Source organism: Kitasatospora sp. NPDC002551 (genome assembly GCF_040296005.1).
Classification (GTDB): Bacteria; Actinomycetota; Actinomycetes; order Streptomycetales; family Streptomycetaceae; genus Kitasatospora.
The window spans coordinates 108,692-125,199 of record NZ_JBEOWI010000002.1; the positions used below are offsets into that span (position 1 = coordinate 108,692).

Consider the following 16,508-nt stretch of genomic DNA (forward strand, 5'->3'; position numbering starts at 1 on the left):
CTCCTGGCTTCTCTGCCGGTCACCCGTGTCACGGGTGAGTGGCCCCGCAGGAGCCGTGGATGACCCTGGCGAAGGCCGAGACCGCCACCGAATCCTCCGTCGTGGCGCAGGTCCATGCGACCACGGGGCCGGTGGCACCGCCAGCGGGGCCGTGGATCCGTACCCGAACGGAGCCTGCGGGGGCGGGCCCCGGGCCTGACCGGCCCGCCCCCGTGCGGTCTCAGCCGGCGGTGCCCGGCGGGGGCGCGGTGTCCTCCAGGAAGTCGAAGGCCAGCCCGCTGGACGCCTCGCCCCGGCCGGTGCGGCGGTGGGTGGCGAGCCAGAGGGAGACCCGGCCGTCGCTCCAGCGGGTGCGGTTGAAGGAGGAGGTGATCCCGGTTCCGGTCTGCGGCACCTCCTCCTCGTGGACGAAGTAGGCGCGGCCCTGGTCGAAGCCTTCGCGCAGCAGGGCCGTGCGGGCCGGCACCGGCTCGCCGTCGACGACGCCGAGCATGGCCGCACGCTGCAGGCGGATCTGGCGGTTCTGCCCGGGGACGTGCACCGGGATGAACGGGATCCAGTTCTCCGGGACGGTGTTCATCGCCTCGTAGCGGACCGCCGCAGCGGCCGGCGGGGGCACCGCCGGCGGGTGCAGGGCCAGCCGGTGGGCGAGGATCTCGGCGGCCACCTCGCTGCCGCGCCGGGGCTCGCCGGTGGCCAGCCGGACGGTCTGCTCGACGCCCCACACCATGTTGGCGCTCTCGTCGCGCACCAGCGTGACCTCCTCCAGGACCGGCCCCTCGGCGACCTTGGGCACGCTCGCCGGCAGCAGCAGGTCGGTGTCCGCCGGGACGGACGCGTCGCCGATGGTGTCGAGGGTGAACATCGACCAGCGCTGCCAGGCGGCGTCGTCACCCGCGCCGGCGGGCGTGATCCAGAGCTTGCGGCCGAAGACGTCGGTCACCGCCAGCCCGCGGATCGAGGCCACCGTCCCGGCGGGCAGGTCACAGGGCACCTGGAACCAGTCGTTGCTGTAGACCAGCGCGAACTCCAGGAAGACCAGCCGCGCCAGGTCGGTGCTGTCCGGCCGTACGGCGGCGAAGTTGGTGCGCCCGTCCTCGACCGCCCACCAGCGCGGCAGCGGCATGCCGGAGAACCGGACCGGCGCCGGGAACACGGTGCGGTTCAGCGGCGCGGGGGGCGGGGCGGCCCCGCCGAGCGGACCGGCCGGGTCGACGGAGAACGCGTGCCACTCCAGCGTGCCGCCCGGGTACTCCTGCGCGGTGAGGACCTTCTCCGCCCCGCCGCCCGCACCGGCCGCGACCGAGAAGCGGTGCTCCAGGCGCGCCGGATCCCAGGCGGTGTTCCCGGTGTGGGTGGCCGGGTCCTCGGCCGGCTGGTCGATCAGCGCGTCGAACCAGGCGGTCAGCCGCCGGGCCAGCTTGGCCAGCTCCTCGCGCTGCAGGCCCAGCAGCCCGGTGATCCCGTCGTGCGCGGGCCGTCCCTGTGCGAGGGCGAGGTAGAACTCGTAGCCGTCCATCCGGCGGCCGGCCACCGTCTGCAGGGCGGACCAGACCTCGGGGTGCGCCACCCTCGGGGAGTCCGTGTCCGCCCGGGGATCGGGCAGCGCGATGGGATAGCGGTCGACGTACTTCTGGCGGATGCCCAGGCCGAGCAGGATCGGGGTGCTGCCGACCAGCTTCATCCACCGGCGCCCGATCGCCAGCCGCAGGTCGAAGGAGATCCGGTCGGCGGCGAAGGCGAACGGCAGCGGACGCCGCTCCGCCACCGCCTCCAGCGGCCGGTCGGCGGGCAGCGCCTCCACCGCGCCGTCGGCGGGCCGGAACCTGCTCGGCGGGGTGGCGACCACCGAATAGGTCGCGGTGACCGGCGAACCGCCGTCCGTGCCGCGGAACTCGCCCATCTGCCACTGCCGGGTGAGCATCCACAGCGGATCGCGCACCTCGGCGCGCAGCGCCCGCGCGAAGTCGGTGGTGCGCGGCCTGCCCTCGACGCGGTTCCACAGGCCGACGGTGGGCGCGCGGCGGTTGTCCAGCGCCTCGCGGAGGTTCTCGATTCGGGGCTCAGCCACGGGCCTTCCCTCGCAGGTTGGCGATCGCGAGATCGGTGCTGATGGTGATCGGCTGCCGGGTGGCCGACAGGACGGTGGCCGGCAGGAACTGGGCGTAGGCGGTGCCGTCGAGGTGGCCGGGTTCCACGGCCCGGACCCCGGCCAGGTCGAAGGTCTCCTGGACGGCGGCGACCAGGTCGTCCCAGACCCAGGCGCCGGTGCGGGCCGGCGGGACGACCAGCAGCATGGCCTGCGGGGGTTCGGAGTCCGGGCCGTCGTAGTGCACCGCGATCCCGGTGGTCTCCTGTTCGGCCGGCACCACCTCGGTCCACTCGTCGAACAGCACCCCGCACCGCCGGGCCGGGCCGAGCAGCGGCTCGGAGGCGTAGTGGGCGGTGAACAGCAGCCGGTCCTCCTCGATCCGGGTGCCCGCCCGGAACTCCATCGCCAGCCAGTGGTCACCCTCCCGGTGGGGGAACTGGACCGGGGTCAGCTGCGGCTCCTGCCAGCCGGGGATGTTGCCCAGCAGCCCGCCGGGCCCGCGCAGCGCGTCGCCCAGGGCGACGGCCTTCTCCCACAGCCGCGGCTTCTCCCGGATCCGGGCCATGCCGTGGACCCAGTCGTCCACCGGGAAGTCCCGGCCGAAGTCGTCCGTCAGGTGCTTCACCAGCCCGGGGCTGTCGGCGCGGGCCCGTTTCCACTCCTGGGCCAGCTGGTCGGAGGGCGCGAACTCGGGCACCACCAGGACGTCCTCGCCGAGCATCGCCACCAGCGCCGCGGTGGCGGCCCGGACCCGGTCGGGGTCGGTGGCCGCCGCGTCGTGCTCGGCGAGCGCCGTGTCGGCGGCGGCGAGCCGGCCGGTGACGTCCGCCCGCAGCGCCTGCGCCCGGGCGAGCAGGTCGCGGCCCAGCTCGACGACCCGGTCCTCGTACGGCGTCAGATCCAGGCCGACCGGGTCGAAGGCGGTCAGCGGCAGCTGCGCCCGCACGTCGGCGAGCAGGGCGGCGAGCGTCGTGCGGGTGGTCCGGGCGAGCCTCCGCAGCCCCTGCAACCGGGAGTCGAACGCGGACCTCCGGCCGGCGACGACGACGCGCAGTTTGGCCGGGGCCGACGGGCGCGGGCTGGTCGGCGTGGTGGTGAGCAGCCGTTCGGCCTGCTCCAGCAGCCGGTACCGCTCCTCGGCCGGGGTGGACGCCGGCAGCGCGTCGTACCGGGCGATGAGCGCGTCCGCCTCGGCGAGCGAGCGCGCCATCCGCGCGGCCGCCACGGCGACCGCCGCCAGGACGTCGGCGAACACCGCCCGGCGCCACTCGACCAGCTCGGCCCAGCCGCTCCGCAGCAGACCGAACAGCCCGGCCGTGCCGGCGAGCTGGCTGTGGGTGGCGATCAGCGTGTCGATCCGTTCGAGCACCTCGTCGCGCCGCACGGGAGCCGGTGCGGGCGGACAGAGCCGCGTCAGCACGGTGAGGTGGTCGGCCACCCGGGCGCGCAGGGCGTCCAGGCCCGCGCGGACGGCCGCGGGCCGCTCGCGGGGCACCGTGACCGCCTCGTCGGCCGAGCGGTCGACCCCGGCCGGCCCCGAGGCCGGGACCAGGTCCGTGGGCCGCAGCGGCCGGGAGGTGGTCAGCAGCGAACGCAGCGCCTCGACCAGCGGCGACACCTCGAACAGGGTGACCTTGCGGTCCACCCGGGTGGTGTACTCGATGGTCAGCGGGACGTCCGGGCGCGGCTTGTCGCGCGCGACGACGACGCCGAGGATCCGGTCGTCCAGATCGGTCATCGCCGTCTCGCGCGCCGGCCGCAGGGTCCACAGCAGGTCGAGGGGTTGCAGTTCGAGGTCGAACTGGGTGACGTCGCTGTGGCGCGGCTGCCCGTCCAGCGGATCGGTCCAGGTGACCCGGACCGCCACGTCGTGCTGCGCCGGCAGCAGGCCGGGCAGCCAGTCGTTGACGGCGGGTTCGGCCTTGGCCCGCGGGCCGTCGCCGCGGAACCGGGCGGCCCCGGCGTTCGGATTGAGCCCCGCGGTGAGCTGGACGGCGAACCGGTGGGTCAGGGTGACGCCGCTGCGCGGGGTCCGCACGACGGCGGGGTCCGGCGGGAAGCCCTCCTTGGCGTAGGCGTCCAGCGTCGCGGTGGCGCGCTCGGCGTTGCCGAGCAGCACCTGGTGGGTGCTCTCGGCGACGGCGAGGTCGGCCAGCGCGTCGTGGATGTCGAGCAGCCGCCGCAGCTCGGCGTCGATCGCGTCCTGCTCGCGGGGGGAGGCCTCCGGCATGTCCGGGGCGCCGAAGGGGTAGGTGGGGGCGGCCGGCGGGCGGGTGGCGCGGCGGACGAGTTCGAGCCCGTCGACGACGTTGCGGGCCTCGATCAGGTCGATGTCCGCCCGGCCCTGCGGCGTCACCTCGGAGAGCTTGCCCGCGCGCAGCGGGAACGCGCGCCGCAGCGCCGGGAGGAAGCGGTCCAGCTCGACGCCGGGGTGCTGGTCGTGCAGCCCGCGCTCGAACCGCCGCCCGAGCAGCGCCCCGAGCGAGTGGCCCGCGCGCAGCCCGTCGAGCAGTTCCAGGGCGATCCGGACCCGCCCGGAGCTCAGGTTCACCGCGAACGAGCCGGGGTCGGCCTCCGTCCCGTTGGCGAGGTAGCCGGCGCGCAGGACGGCGGCCGTGGTGGCGTGGCTCGGCGACGGGGCGTGGACGTAGCCGCCGTTGGCCGGGTCGTACGGGATCTCGGCCGCCCCGAACACCGTCGCGAGCTGCGCGTCCAGCGTGACCGACCCGAGCGGGTACTCGCGCGGGCGGACGTCCTCCAGCAGCCCGTAGCAGCCGAGGTGCACGCCCGGGCGCGGCGCGGCGGTGCCGTCGGGCCCGAAGCGCAGCTCGGCCAGCCGCTCGTTGGCCAGCCCGAGCAGCCAGGCGTCGAGCCGGTAGGTCGCGCAGTCGAGGTGCTCGGCGAGCACCCGCTCCAGCCGGGCGGTGGGCAGGTCGGCGAGCAGTTCGACGGCGCGCAGCTGGCCGGCGAGCGCCGCGGTCGCCGGGCTCGATTCGAGTACGCCGGGGACGAACCGGTGCACCAGGAGGTCCGGGTCCTCGCTGTGGGTGATCGCGGGGTCGGGGGCGTACAGCTGCCGGTACCGGCTCTCGCTCGCCGGCGCCGCCGGCTCCCCGGGCCGCTGGGTGCGGACGTGCACGAAGAGCGGGTCGGCGAGGGAGGGGGCCGGGCGTCCGGCGGCGACCGCGAGGCGCCGCCCGGCGTCCTCCCAGCCGAGCAGGACGGCGTGCCGCAGCAGCAGGTACAGCAGCGCGGCCGGCGGGCGGTTCCCGGCGAAGCCGTTCTCCAGCCGCACCGTGTCCAGGTCGGTGCGTCCGTACCGGACCAGCCAGTGCAGGTAGTTCACGGGGTCGGGACCGGCCGTGGAGGCGTGCACCGGGTCGGTCTCGGAGAGCGGGAGGTCGTCCACCAGCGGGGCGAGCAGCGGGTGCTGCGTCCCGGCGAACAGCCGGCGGATCAGCGCCGGGTCGGGGCGCTCCGGCGGGTTCACCTGGTAGCCGAGCCGGGCGAGGAGCGCGCGGATCGGCTGCGGCATGTGCAGCCGGTCCGCCAGCGCGGGCAGCACGGTGTCCCCGAGGCCGCCGAGGTTCTCCCGGTTGAAGACGTCCTCGACGCTCTGTGCGTAGCGCTGGTGGTACTCGGCCGAGGTGGGGTGCAGCGCCAGGATGTCCAGCAGCCGCTGGTGCGGGTCGGGGTCGCCGCCGTCGAGGCGCGCGACCTTCCCGGCCGCGGTCCGCCAGTCGGCCAGTGCAGCGCTCAGCAGCCGGTGCAGGGCGGTGCGGTGGGCCGACGCCGCCGGCCAGGCCAGCTTGCTGAAGGCGGTGGTCGGCAGGATGCCGTAGGGCTGCCGGCCGACCCGGACGGCCGGGACGGGGCCGCGTCCGCTGACGTGGCGGAGGAAGAAGTCGCGGGTGGCGGCCACCGCCTGCGGCGGCACGATCGGGTGCAGGGTGGTCTGCAGGAAGGTGCCCCAGGTCGCCGGCCACAGGGCGGTGTTGGCGGCGCGGGCGTCGCGCTGGTCGGTCCGGTCGGCGTTCGGCACCCCGGCCAGGACGGCGGGGTCGATGCCGAGCAGTTCGGCGAGGCACTGGCCGTCGGTCCTGGTGGTCCAGTCGCCGGGCGCGGCCGCCGCGGTGAACCCGGCCGCCGTGCGCAGACCGGCGTCCGCCTCCTCGCGGGTGTCCTGGCCGGCCGGTGCCTGCTCGGAGTTGTTGGTGGGGGTGCCCTGCGGCAGCAGCGCGTACCCGGCCGGACTGCGCAGCTGGCGGGTGACCAGCCGGCCCAGTTCGAGGGCGGACTGCTGCGGGTCGGCGCGTTCGCGCAGACCCAGCACGACCAGCCGGTCCACGCCCTCGCGGTTCAGGGCGTCGAGCGGGACGCGGATGCCCATGCCGACCTCGACGGCCTCCTCGAAGTCGGTCAGCCAGCGCAGCGGCGCGGGCACCCGGAGGGCGCCGGTCCGCTCGTCCACCTTGAGCTGCTCGTCGCGCGGGGTGCTGGGATCGGGGCCGACCGCCAGCTCGTCGGGCACCGGCTTGCCGGGGACGGCGAAGACCTGGGCGCCGCCGACGTACCCGAGCGCCGTGAACCTGTCGGGCAGCAGCGCGGCCTTGGGGGCCCTGGTCCAGGAGTCCCGGGCCACCTGGGCCGGGCGCGGCAGCACCAGGAAGGCGACCAGGACGCCGTCGCGCGGGTCGGTGGGCGCGGCGTCGATCCCGGCCGGCCGCCGGCCGCGGACGACCCGGGCCCGCTGGGGGCCGACGGCGGCCAGCAGCGCCGCGTCGGCGGCGCGCAGCCGGGCGCGGTCGCCGTGCGCCCGCCAGACCGCCGTCCAGTAGGCGGTGATCGGCTGCCGGTCGGCGGCGGCGGGCGCGGTGGGGCCGGTGAGGACCAGCACGACGGTGTCCCGCGGCAGGTTCGCCGGCTGCTCGGACGGGTTGGCGGGCGGATGTTCCGCGCGCAGCCAGGCCGCCCGGCCGACCGGGACCCGGCCGGTGAACTCGTGCCACGCCACCTGTTCGGCGGCGCCGTCACCGGCCGCCCGCCACACCGCCGTCCAGTAGGCGCCGAGCGCGGTGAACTCGGCCTCGCCGGGCAGGGGCTCGAACTTGTCGACCGCCCACTCGTCCGGGAAGATCCGGATCAGCAGCTCGGTCTCGGTGAAGCAGGTCTCCAGCCGGACGGGGCCGAGCAGGACCGGCAGGTCGTCACTGAGCGGGGCGGGCATCGGGCAACATCTCCTGTGCGTGGACGGCGATCAGTACCGGTGCCTGGAAGAGCATGTAGGCGATGTCCGCGGAGCTGAGCCGGGAGTGCCAGAGCGGAAGCGCGGCGTCCTCGCGGCGCTGCTCGCGCTTCTCCTGGTCGTCCTCGGAGCCGTCGAACCGGACGAGCGGGACCTGCACCCCCGGGTCGAGGCTGATGAAGCGCCGGTCGAGCGGGTCGATGTCCCGCCAGGACAGGTCGTTCCACACCTCGATGGCGGTGCCCGCGCCGTCGTCGGCCCCGAACCGGGGGTCGCCCGGGCGCTCCTTGATCACGAAGAACCAGCCGGGGTCCAGCGGCGGCTGCCCCCGTGCCTGGTCCGCCGTCAGGTCGAAGCCGAGCAGGGTGATGTCCGGCTCCACCCCGGCCTCGTAGACCGGCAGCTTGACCAGGTCCGGGGACGGGTGCTCGCCGTCCGGCACGTCGGCGAGGACCCGCTCCAGGCTCGGGTCCACCACGCCGTCCTCGTTCGTCGCCCAGGCGGCGCGGTGCGCGTAGACGGCGGCCGTCGGGTACTTCTTGAGCAGCTCGCCGCGGATCACCAGGACGAGTTCCTCCTCCTGGACGAGGTCGCGGTTGTCGTGCGCGCCGAGCGCGGTGTCCGTGGTCCAGCCGTCCATCCGGGTGATGTCGTACAGCCGCTCCCGGCGCTCCGCGGCCGTCTCGCCGGGCTGGGGCGGCTCCACCCGGGGATCCCAGAACTGGCGGAACGAGGTGCCGCGCTGATCGGTCGGGAACTCCCGCCACAGCAGCTCGCGGGCGAGCTCGTGGTTGAGCCCGGCCATGAACGCCTCGATGAACTCCTGGTCGGTCGCCAGGAGCGTGATCGTGTTCGGCGGAACCAGTCCGAGGTTGGGCACGAAGGTGTCCACCGACATGTCCAGCAGCGACCGGTACATCGGCAGGTCGATGACCGGGTACGCCATCGCCTCCAGGAACCGCTCGGCGAAGGGCTGGAGCCGTTCCGGGAGCCGCACCCCGCTCAGCAGCTGCCGGGGCACGGTCTCGTCGGCGCTCAGCCCGGCGAGCATGGTGCCGGTGACCGGCGTGATGCCGAGCGGGAGGCGTTCCGGCGTCCGCCCGCCGACCACGGCGGTGTCCAGGCCGTCGTGGAGGTCGCGCAGCGCCAGCTTGAACAGCCGCGCCTCGGCGGAGTCCTCGCCGCCCGGATGGGGCACGACCCCGTCCCCGGGCAGGCTGAGCACGAAGTCCGAGCTGTTCGGCAGCCCGCCCACCGGATCGGACGGCCCGGCCGCCCGCGCTCCGGCCGCCGGCGGCCCGGACGGGTGCAGGACGTCGGCGAGCTGGTCCGGGGTGACGATCGCCGCCGGCGCGGTCTTGGGCGGAGCGGCGGCGATCCCGGTGGCCGGGTCGTCCATCCGGGGCAGCAGCGCGTCCGGCGGCTGGTTCGCCGCGGCGAACGGCAGTCCGCGCATGAGCCGCGAGCGCGGCCGGGTGATCCGCCGCATCGGGGGCGACACCGGCGCGGCCGCGATCCGGCTGCGGGCCACCTCGAAGCCGACGGCCACCAGTTCGGCCGGCTCCGTACCGGCGAGGCCGGCGGCCCGGGCGGCCGGCGACGATCCGGTCGTCACCCGGGAGCCGGCCGGCGCCGTCAGCCGCAGGGACCGGCCGGACGGCGGCGGGGGAGCGGCGGCGGCCGGCGCGCCTCCCGCCGCGGGCACCGGCGGCACCGGCGGCGGGACCGGCGACGCCAGGTGCTTGCCGTGCAGCACATGCCCGACCTCGCGGGCGAGCTGCGCGGCGCGGATCCGGTCGTTGGCCGCGAGCACCTCGCCGACCTGCTCCCAGGCGGCGGCCATGAACTCCTCCTGCCGCGCCCGGATCACCTGGGTACCGAAGTTGGCCGCGATCCGGAAGCGCGGGTCGAGGTTGAGCCGGTGCACCCAGTTGCGGTTCTCGGGCGCCGGGACGGGCGAGCCGTCCCGGCGCGACAGCAGCCGGGAGGTGCGGGCGTGCCAGCGTCCGTACAGCGGCGGGGTGATCACCGGATCGGCCGCACCGGGCCCCGGCGGCGCGGCCGGGCCCGCCGGACCGAGCGACTCGGCCAGCCGGGCGTGCGCGACCGGGGGCGGGTGTTCGAGGTAGTCGTCGGCCAGGTTGATCCGCCCGGCGAGGGCCTCCTGGAAGGGGTGCGGGTACGGCAGCGGAACGGGCGGCGGCGGGGCCGGCGGTGGCGGTGGCGGAGGCGTGGGGAAGCGGCCGTCCCAGTTGTCCCACAGGTCCTGCTCGCGGTCGGGCACCCGCAGCGCCCCGCCGAGCTTGAGCACCCCGCCGAGCGCGGCGGGCTCGGTGATCCCGGGCAGGCCCGGTCCGGGCGAGCGCTGGACGTCGACATCGCGCCGGCCCACCCGGGAGTCGGGCCGAGCGGGCCGCAGCAGCCGGACCAGGTACTCGAAGTCGCCCGCGGTGCCGGTGCCGAAGAACCAGCGGTGGTAGTAGGGGAGCTGACCGGGGGCCTGCCGGTTGGGGTAGTTCGGCCCCCAGGCGGAGTGCGCGGCGCTCGGCGCGGCGCCCGGGTCGAAGCCGAGGCCGGCCAGCCGCCCGGTCTCGAAGGCGGGCACCAGGAAGGCGTGGTAGCCGGTGTTCGGCCGCAGGTGCCGCGGGCAGATCAGCCGGGAGCAGGCCCGGTCGGGGTTGGCGCGCAGCACCTGACGCAGCGCGGCCAGCGCGGCGGGCATGTTCTCCGAGACGATCGGGGCGTCGAGTTCCCCGTCGACGTGCACGTGCGCCCAGGCGCCGAGCTGCTCCGGCGGCGGCAGCGTGCCGGCCGGGTCGGTGACGGTGATGAACGGCAGCGGCCGCCCGGGCGCCGCGCCCTCGGTGAACTCGCCGGGCTCGCCGGTCTGCTTCGGCCCCTCCAGCACGATCAGGGCCAGCCACGGCCGCAGCCGTCCGGTGTCCGCCTCGGGTGCCAGCGGGCTGTACTGCCAGGGGAGGTCCTCGTCGTAGAACTCGATGTGCGCCAGGTAGTTGGGCTCGGCGTTGGTGACCCAGGCCCGCGGCTCGGTCCGCGAGACCACCCGCGGATCGATGCCGACGATGTCGCCGGGGCCGTAGAGCTGGACCTTCTGCTCGACGTACTGCTCCGGCGGCGGGCCGGTGACGGCCTCGCCGGTCAGGTGCAGGCGGACCGGGATCTCGGCGCGGGTGACCGGGCCGGCCGGATCGGCGGCGATCTTGGTGGCGATGCCGCCGCGCAGCCACGGCAGGAAGGAGTAGGCGTTGGACGTCACGAGGCGGCCCCGAACACCTCGGTGGTGGCGGTGAGTTCGTGAACCGCCGGATCGGCGGCGGCGAGCCCGGCGCGGACCGTCCCGCCGGTGATCAGCACCCGGCCGTCCGCCAGCGCGGTGGCGGCGAACGCCCAGCGGCCGACGGTCGTACCGGGCGCGGCCGTCCACGCCCTCGTGGTGTCGTCGAAGACCAGCGCGCTCCGGTAGCCGACGCCGTCGCGCGGCTCGGCCGTGCCGCCGGCCAGCAGGAACCTCCCGCCGCCCAGGGGGACCACCCGGTGGAGGCCGCGGCCCCCGGGCGAGGCCGGCATCGCCGTCCAGGCCCCGGTGGCCAGGTCGTAGCGCTCGGCGGTCAGCTCGGCGAAGGGGTCGAACGTGCCGTCGCCCGGGGCACCCGGGGTGGCACCGCCGAACACCAGCGCGGCGGTGTCGGAGGCGGCCACCGCCTGGTGTCGGCTCCTGGGCCGCAGGAGGCTGCCGGTCGGGGTCCAGGCCTTGGTGGCGGGGTTGTACAGCTCGCAGAACGCGAGCGAGGCGTCGTCGTGCCCGGAGATCGGCGCGGTACCGCCGCACACCAGCACCTGACCGCCCTTGAACAGGACGGCACAGTGCCCGGTCCGGGCGTCGGTCATCGTCCCGGCGTCGCTCCAGGTGTCGGTGGCCGGATCGTAGATCTCCGCCGACCGCAGGGCCCTGACGGAGTCGCCGGAGCGCACCGCGACGCCGCCCGCCACCAGCACCCGCTTGTCCGCCAGGAGCACCGCACTGTGCCCCCAGCGCGCCTCGCGCATGTCGGCGGCGGTCTTCCAGCTGCCGTCGGCCGGGTCGTAGAGCTCGGCGCCGGCGAGGCCGGGCGACAACGGCGACGCGCCGCTCGTCCCCCCGGCGATCAGCACCCGGCCGTCGTCGAGCCGGGTCACGGTGTGCAGCCGGCGCGGGAAGCGCAGCGGGACGCCCGCCGTCCAGGTCGCGGCGGCCGGGTCGTAGACGGCGGTGCGGGTCAGGACCGCCGAGGCGGCGTCGGAGCCGCCGACCAGCAGCACCTTGCCGCTCTTCAGCAGGACGGCGCCGTCGTACTGCCCGTACCAGGAGGCCGGTGACGGCAGGTCACCGGACTTCGTCCAGGCGCCGCCGGCCGCGACCGCCGTACTCGTGGTGGCAGCGGTCATGGCGCCGGTCATGGCGCCGGTCGCGGTGTCGGTCATGGCGTCGGTCATGGCTCGTCGAACCCTTCGGGCTGGCCGTGGTCACGGCGTGAGGATCTCGGTGCCGGCGGTGATGACGGCGGCCTCCCCGGGTGCCGCCGGGCCGGAGAGCGTGACGCCCCCCGCGACCAGCACCCGGCCGTCGGCCAGCTCGGTGGCGGCGAAGTCGGTACGGCCGTCGGCCAGACCGCCGGTGGTGGTCCAGCCGTGGTCGGCCGGGTCGTAGCGCGTCGCGTTGCGAAAGCCCCCGGCGAAGGCGGGTCCGGCGGTGCCCCCGATCACCAGGACCCGGCCCGAGCGCAGCGGCAGCGCCCGGTGCCCGCTGCGGCCACCGGGCATGTCCGGCAGCCGGCTCCAGGTGTTGGTGCCCGGGTCGTAGCGTTCCGCCGACGCCAGGGGCGCGAGGGTGAACCGCCCGCCGGCCGGGATTCCGGTCGCCTCGCCGCCGGTGACCAGGACCGAGCCGTCGGCCAGCACGGTCGCCTGGTGGCCCCGGCGCGGGGTGGTGAGGCTCCCGGCGGCGGACCAGGTGCCCGCGGCCGGGTCGTACAGCTCGCAGAAGGCGAGCGGGGCCGGGCGGCCACCGGTGGCCAGTGCCCCGCCGACGACCAGGACCCGGCCGCCGGGCAGCACGGCCGCGCGGTGCCCGGACCGGGCGTCGGTCATCGGCTTCGCGGGGGACCAGCCTCCGGTGCGCGGGTCGAACAGCTCGGCCGAGTCCAGCGTGCCCTCGCCGCCGCCCCGTGCCCCGGTGCCGCCGGCCACCAGGACCGCGCCGGTGCTCAGCAGCGTCGCCGAGTGCCCGGCCCGGGGCGTCCTCAGCGCGGCCGCCCGGCTCCAGGTGGCGGCGACCGGGTCGAAGACCTCGCTGGAGCCGAGCGGCTTCCCGTCCGCGCCGTAGCCCCCGGTCACCAGGACCCGCCCGTCGTCGAGCACCGTGGTGGAGTGCCCGCGGCGCGCGGTGGCGAGGCCCGGGACGGCCGACCAGGTGTTGGCCGCCGGATCGAACCGGGCCGCGGAGCCGATCGCCCGGCCGGTGCCGTCGGCGCCGCCGGCGACGAGCACGGTGCCGCCGACCAGCCGGACCGCCTCCAGCCCGGCGGCCGCCACCGGCAGCGGAGCGGCGGCGGACCACGCCCCGGGCACGGAGAGCGGGGCGGCGACCTCCGAGAGCGGGATGACGTGCAGCGCGTCGGCCAGGCCCGGGTCCGCGGCGACCCAGTCGGCCAGCGCGTCGGCCGCCGTGGCGTAGCTGCGGAAGGTGGTCGCGCCCCGGTCGACGTCCGAGGTCGGCGGGAAAGCCTGCAGGTTGTTGCGCCGGTAGGCGACGGCGAACCGCTGTCCGGTGAGCTGCACGGTGTCCCCGCCCGTGAACGGCCGGCGGCGCTCGGCGTCCCGCCGCGACAGGGTGGAGCGGCTGGTACTGCTGCCCTCCAGCAACTGCTCGTAGACGGCGGCGGGGACGTCGTGGAACCGGGCGCGGCGGGTCCCCGCCGGGGCGGTGACAGCTCGGGTCGCCTTCGTCACCCCCGCCGCCCGGGCCGGCCGCACGGCAGCGCCCGCGGGGGTACCGGCACTGCGGCGGGAGTCGATGATGTGCAGCTCGTAGCGGGTGCTGCGGCGGACCACCCGCGCGGAGGCGAGCGCCTCCCGTTCCGCGCTCAGCTCCAGCCCGGCGTCCTGGTCCTGGTAGGGCGCGGCGGACAGCTTGGCCGCGTCGTCCATGTCCTGGAACTGGGCCATCGCGAACTTGTCGTCCGGGGTGGAGAGCTGGACCAGGCCGCTGTCCGAGGCCGGAGCCACGCCGAAGCGCCGGCCGTCGCTCGGCCGCTGCGCGCCCACGCGGTCGATCCGGACGTTGAGCGGGATCGCCCGCTGCTGCACGTACAGGGTGCCGAGCGGATGCAGCACGAGCTTGTCGGTCTCCGGCAGCGCGCGCAGCGTCACCCGGGGGTCGCCGCCGCCGGGGGGCAGCTTGGTGCGCCAGCCCTCGACCTTGCTGATCTCGCCCGCGAGCAGCGGCAGCACCGCGATCGGCGGCAGTGTGGTGTCGTGCTCCTCGCCCCAGCTGATGTCGAAGTCGGCGGAGATCTCCAGGAAGAGCAGCGAGATGGAGCCGCGCCCGCGCGCCCGCCACGGCGACACGCCCTCCAGCCGGAACCGCAGGTCGATGGAGAACAGCCCCACCCCGAACGCCTTGAGCGAGATGTCGGCGGCGATCTCGATGACGAAGGAGAACGGGGAGAAGCGGAACAGCGCGTCGAAGGAGAGATGGCCCTCGACCCCGAAGTCCTCGAAGCCCAGCCGGAGTTCCGCCGCCGCCCCGAACTGCACGGTGTTGCTGGTGAGGGCGAAGTACCCGGACACCCGGATCAGCGCCCCGGGCCGGTTCAGGATGTCGACGGCCAGCCGGTCGGGCACCGGGAACGGCAGCGGCGGGGGCCGGAACGACGGATGGAACCCGCCGACCGAGAGCACTAGGTTGGGGTTGTCACCCCAGTCCACGAGCAGACCCATGCCGCCGTCGATGGTCATGGTGAGGACCCGCGACTCGAAGAGCTGGGCGAAGAACCACAGCCGCGACTTGTCGAACTCGACCGCGCCGATGAAGGCGACCTTCAGGACCAGCAGCGCGAGCTCCTCGGTGGGCAGCGCGCACGTCAGCACCCCGAGGATCGCCAGGTTGCCCGGGATCTCGATCACGACGCCCAGCGAGACGCTCACCAGCGTCGGCGTGCCCCAGCCGATCCTGGCCATCGGCCCGATCAGGAACTTCCCCTGCTCGGGCGGGAAGAAGGCCCGCAGATCGCTGAGGATCCGCGGGGCGTTGGCGACGACGTCCTGCGGGAACATCACCGACTCGATCCGGCCGGTGCGCACCCCCTCGACGAGCGCCCGCAGGTTCATCCCGCGGTTGAGGCCGATCAGGCCGCCGACGGCGAGCAGGGTGAAGCCGTATCCCAGCTGCAGGCCGAGGCCGCCGAACTCGGTGGTGATCACGATCAGCATTGAGAAGCCGTCGGTGCCGTCCGGCATCCGGGTGCTGATCAGGCCGATCGCCTTGAGATCGACGAAACCGGCGAACTTCAGCTCCAGCGCGCCGGAGTACTCGCCGCGCGCCGGGTCGGCCGACAGGAAGCCCCCGCCGGAGATCACCCCGGTGTCGACCGAGAGCCCGACGCCGGTGGGCGGCTTGAACTCGAAGCCGATGTCCAGCGGGCCGAGGTTGCCGCCCTCGCGGAACCGTGACCTGACGATCACTCCGACCCGGTCGACCGCCGCCTTGACCGGACCCAGCTCGGCGTCGAAGGCGGCGGAGAGCTCCAGCGGCACGGAGCCGTCCGCGCCGACCCCCACGCTCAGGTAGAGCGTGGTGACCTCGACCGGGCCCAGCTCCAGGTGGGTCGGGATCGCCAGGTCGAGCGAGCCGCTGCCCTCCAGGCGCAGCCCGCCCGACGGCGACCAGAGGGCCCGCAGCTCGAAGTCGGACTCGATCCGCCCGCCGCCGGTGATCCTGCTGATGAAGCCGTCGCCCTGGGAGAGGTCGATCAGGACGTGGCCGCCCGCGAGGTCGAGGCGGGCGGTGGGCTCGGCCGTGGCGCTGCCGCCCGGCCCGGCCTGCGCCGTCAGCCCGAGGGCCGCGGTGAAGCGGTGGATCTCCACCCGGGATCCGCCGGCCTTGCCCAGCAGCACGATCGGTGTGCCGTCGGCCTTCTCGGCGGTCAGCCCGAGTGCGGCGCCGAGCTGCAGGGAGCCGGTGGTGGGGTGGAGTTCGATGCTCAGCGGCGGCTGGACCCGGGCCTCCAGCCCCGGGGCGAACCTGCTCCGCGCCTCGAAGGAGATCTTCCAGAGCGGACCGGGACGGTACTCGCGGACCAGGTCCGCGGCGGCCACCACGTCGGCCCGGGCGAGCAGCGAGGGCAGCGGGCCGGCCGGGTCGACGGTCAGCCGCAGGAGGAAGGCGTCGAGCACGCGCGGGCCGCCGGCGGGTGCCTCGAGGTCGAAGTACCGGCCGTGCGCGTGGAGGTGCTCGGCGAGCCGCCGGAACAGCTCGGCGCCGTCGAACCCGGGCGTGCCGAAGCCGAAGGCGTCGCGGAACAGGTCGCCGGGTGCGGTGAACAGGGTGGGCAGCCGGTCGAGGTGGAGCGTACGGCGCCGGCCCGGCACCACCGTCTGGTCCGCCGGGTCGGAGGCGCGCCCGGCATCGGTGAGGATCCCGAGCAGCGACAGCACGCCGAGCGCGTTGCGGCTCCGGCCCTCGATGTGGGTGAGCAGCGCCCAGTCGAGGATCCGCCGGGGCAGCTCCCTGGCCTCGGCCCGGATCCTGGCCCGCTGGGCGTCGGTCAGACCGGGCGCGCCGCTCACCGCGGTGTCCAGGGCGGGACCCAGGGCGTCGAGTGCGCCGAACACCTGCCCCAGGGCGCCCACCAGGGACACCCCCTCCAGGGTGATGCGCTCGGCGACGTCGTCCCCGATCGCCGCGTCCAGCCGCAGCACGATCGGGCCCAGGCCTCCGGCCTGCGTGGCGATCGTGCCGAGCGGGCCGTCGGCGGCGCCGAGCCCGCCCGGCAGCCACAGGCCCAGCTCCGTGAGGAACGACTGCCGCTGCTCGGCGCTCAGCAGCTGCTCCAGCGGCCGCAGGGCGTTGGCGAGCTCCCGGGCGAGCAGTTCCAGGGTTCCGGCGGCCAT

5 protein-coding genes are annotated in these 16,508 nt (G+C 75.6%); all 5 read right to left on the reverse strand.

Features of this window, described 5'->3' with window-relative positions; genetic code table 11:
- Positions 1 to 220 precede the first annotated feature (220 nt).
- From ABT093_RS02910 to ABT093_RS02930, 5 genes are read right to left on the reverse strand one after another with little or no spacing between them, the layout of a single operon-like run.
- The gene (locus ABT093_RS02910) at positions 221 to 2,071 is read right to left on the reverse strand and encodes a hypothetical protein (protein ID WP_350559505.1); all 1,851 of its coding nucleotides are present in this window, start codon (positions 2,069 to 2,071) and stop codon (positions 221 to 223) included.
- The gene (locus ABT093_RS02915) at positions 2,064 to 7,319 is read right to left on the reverse strand and encodes a hypothetical protein (protein WP_350559508.1); all 5,256 of its coding nucleotides are present in this window, start codon (positions 7,317 to 7,319) and stop codon (positions 2,064 to 2,066) included. Before ABT093_RS02915 ends, ABT093_RS02910 begins: the two co-directional genes overlap by 8 nt.
- Complete coding sequence (locus ABT093_RS02920) at positions 7,300 to 10,614, reverse strand: hypothetical protein (RefSeq protein ID WP_350559511.1); 3,315 nt, start codon at positions 10,612 to 10,614, stop codon at positions 7,300 to 7,302. Before ABT093_RS02920 ends, ABT093_RS02915 begins: the two co-directional genes overlap by 20 nt.
- Positions 10,611 to 11,831: a Kelch repeat-containing protein gene (locus ABT093_RS02925; protein WP_350559514.1), complete on the reverse strand. Its 1,221-nt coding sequence runs from the start codon at positions 11,829 to 11,831 to the stop codon at positions 10,611 to 10,613. Before ABT093_RS02925 ends, ABT093_RS02920 begins: the two co-directional genes overlap by 4 nt.
- A 30-nt stretch (positions 11,832 to 11,861) precedes the next feature.
- Complete coding sequence (locus tag ABT093_RS02930) at positions 11,862 to 16,508, reverse strand: DUF6603 domain-containing protein (RefSeq protein WP_350559517.1); 4,647 nt, start codon at positions 16,506 to 16,508, stop codon at positions 11,862 to 11,864.

Coding starts and splice junctions, on each gene's coding strand:
- ABT093_RS02930 (WP_350559517.1), bottom strand. CDS start 16,508: ATGGCCGCCGGAACCCTGGAACTGCTCGCCCGGGAGCTCGCCAACGCC.
- ABT093_RS02925 (WP_350559514.1), bottom strand. CDS start 11,831: ATGACCGACGCCATGACCGACACCGCGACCGGCGCCATGACCGGCGCC.
- ABT093_RS02915 (WP_350559508.1), bottom strand. CDS start 7,319: ATGCCCGCCCCGCTCAGTGACGACCTGCCGGTCCTGCTCGGCCCCGTC.